Source organism: Xanthomonas sp. SHU 166 (assembly GCF_000364685.1).
Classification (GTDB): domain Bacteria; phylum Pseudomonadota; class Gammaproteobacteria; order Xanthomonadales; family Xanthomonadaceae; genus Xanthomonas_A; species Xanthomonas_A sontii.
Genome location: NZ_AQOJ01000910.1, coordinates 1 through 2,521, shown reverse-complemented (window position 1 = coordinate 2,521; position 2,521 = coordinate 1). Strand labels below are relative to the sequence as shown.

General features: G+C 71.8%; 4 protein-coding genes. All 4 read left to right on the top strand.

Going from position 1 to position 2,521, the window contains the following annotated elements:
* Positions 1-478 (top strand): glycosyltransferase (locus D180_RS20440; RefSeq protein ID WP_017914231.1); only part of this gene is annotated, 478 nt, incomplete at its 5' end.
* Positions 479-559: 81 nt separating this feature from the next.
* The gene (locus tag D180_RS20435) at positions 560-1,006 is read left to right on the top strand and encodes a GNAT family N-acetyltransferase (protein ID WP_017914230.1); all 447 of its coding nucleotides are present in this window, start codon (positions 560-562) and stop codon (positions 1,004-1,006) included.
* Between the two features lie 109 nt (positions 1,007-1,115).
* Positions 1,116-2,132, top strand: coding sequence for a 3-oxoacyl-[acyl-carrier-protein] synthase III C-terminal domain-containing protein (locus D180_RS20430; RefSeq protein WP_017914229.1), 1,017 nt, complete (start codon positions 1,116-1,118; stop codon positions 2,130-2,132).
* 1 nt (position 2,133) lies between these two features.
* The coding region (locus D180_RS20425; protein WP_017914228.1) for an NAD(P)-dependent oxidoreductase at positions 2,134-2,521 on the top strand (388 nt) is incomplete at its 3' end.

The following is a 2,521-nucleotide window of genomic DNA, read 5'->3' as shown; positions in this document are numbered from 1 at the left end:
CAGCCGCGGCCGCCATCTGCTGTTCGTCGATGCCGACACCCGGGTCAACACCCCGCTGCTGGCCGCGGCGCTGCGCGCGCTGGGCACCGGCGCGGTCGGCGGCGGCGCGCAGGTGCGCCTGCTCGGCGACATCGCCTGGCACGAGCGCCTGGCGCAGACGCTGTTCGGCTGGCTGTTCCGCTGCACCGGCATCGCCCCCGGCTGCTTCCTGTTCTGCACGCGCAGCGCCTTCGTCGCCGCCGGCGGCTTCGACGAGCGCTACTACGCCGGCGAGGACGTGGCGCTGAGCCGCGCACTGGCGCGGCAGGGCCGCTTCGTGATCCTGCGCGAGCCGGTGCACACCTCCGACCGCAAGCTGCGCAGCTTCAGCAAGCGCGAGCACCTGGGGCTGCTGTTGCGCCTGCCGCGCCGCGGCCGCAGCCTGCTGCGCTCGCGCGACGGACTTGGCTTCTGGTACGGGCAGCGTCGCGGGCGCTAACGCGCCGCCCATTTCCGCACAGATTGCGTCGGGTCGGCAAAGCGGTTGCGCCCGACGCGGGCGACTTCCTACTCTCTGCAAATGCGCGAGAACGGCACCCTGGACATCAGGAACGCGACAATGGCGGGCCGGCAGGCGATCGTGACGCTGATGGCGGCACTGGACTACGCCGGAACCGAGGACTTCATCGAGGCGCGCCTGGCGCAGCTCCTGGCGCATCCGGACGCGGCCTTGCTGGTGGCGGCCACAGGGGACGACGTCCTGGATGTGTTGTCGCTGCACTTTCTGCCGCAGTTGGCATTGGCCGGCGACATCTGCCGCATCAGCTATTTCTGCGTCGACGATCGCGCGCGCGGTGCCGGGGTGGGACAGCGTTTGCTGGCAGAGGGCGAGGCGCTGGCGTGGCAGCGCGGCTGCGACCGCCTGCAGGTGCACTGCCACAGCCGGCGGGAACGCGCGCACGCCTTCTATCGGCGCGAAGGCTTTGTCGAAGCGCCCACGTATTTCGCCAGGTCGCTGCGCGATTGAGGATTGTCTGAGGTCGCCAGCCGCTGACGGCGGCGCGATCTTCGCAAGAGCGGTTGCCGGCGCCGAGCCGCTGGCAGTACGCTGCGCGCCCCTTGTGCGAGCTTTACGGATGAGCGTCCACACCAGCAGGCCCATCGCGCTGCGCATCCTCGGCACGGGCGAGTATCTGCCCGCGCAGCGGGTGCCGGCGGAAGCCTTCGACCGGCGCTGGGGCAAGCCCGCCGGCTGGACCCTGCGGCATACCGGGGTCGCCACGCGGCACTACGCGGGCGCCGACGAGCCGGCCACCTTCATGGGCGAACGCGCCGCGCGCGCGGCGCTGGACGCGGCGCAGTTGCAGGCGCACGAGGTCGATTGCGTGATCAGCGCCTGCAGCCTGATGGAACAGGCGATCCCGTGCAGCGCGGCGCTGCTGCACGCGCGGCTGGGCCTGCAGGGCAGCGGCATCCCGGCCTTCGACATCAACGCCACCTGCCTGAGCTTCATCGCCGCGCTCGACCTGGCGGCCTGCGCGATCGCCGCCGGCCGCCATCGCCGCGTGCTGATCGTCTCCAGCGAGATCGCCAGCGTCGGCCTCAATCCGGACGATGCGGACACTGCGCCGCTGTTCGGCGACGGTGCCGCCGCGGTGGTGCTCGGCGCCGACGACGGCGCCAGCGGTTCGCAGTTGCTGACCGCGCGCCTGGAAACCTATTCCGAAGGCATCGACCATTGCCGCGTGCGCGCCGGCGGCACCCGCCTGCGCCTGGATCACGGCATCGAGGCATTGCGTGCCGGCTCGCAGTTCGAAATGAACGGCCGCGCCACCTACCGGCTGGCCGCGGCGAAGCTGCCCGGTTTCCTGCAGCGGCTGCTGGCGCAGGCCGGGGTCGAGTTGACGCAGTTGCAGCGGATCGTGCCGCACCAGGCCAGCGCCAAGGCCCTGCGTCACCTGCGCGTGGCGCTGGGGCTGGCGCCGGATGCGCTGATCGAGGTGATCGGCCAGCGCGGCAACCAGATGGCCGCGTCGATTCCCGGCGCGCTGCACCAGGCGATCGCCAGCGGCTGCATCGTGCGCGGCGACCTGATCGGCCTGGTCGGCTCCGGCGCCGGGCTGGCGTTCGGCGGCGCGGTGTTGCGCTACTGACATGGCCCGCGTCCTGGTCACCGGCGCGTCCGGTTTCATCGGCGCCTACATCGTGCGCGCCCTGGCCGATGCCGGCGTAGCGGTGCGCGCCAGCGGTCGCGACGCCGCCAAGCTGGCAGCCTTCGCCGGCGATCCGCGCATCGAGGTCGTGCCCGCCGAGCTGTGTCGCGACGACCTGGCGCCGTTGCTGCACGGCTGCGATGCGGTGATCCACTGCGCCGCGTTGTCGGCACCGTGGGCCAGCGCCGAGACCTTCCGCCTGGCCAACGTGGTCGCCACCGAACGCCTGCTCGCCGCCGCGCTGGCCGCACGCGTGCGCCGCTTCGTGCACTTCAGTTCGCCGAGCATCTACTTCCGCTTCGCCGATCAATACCAGATCACCGAAGACT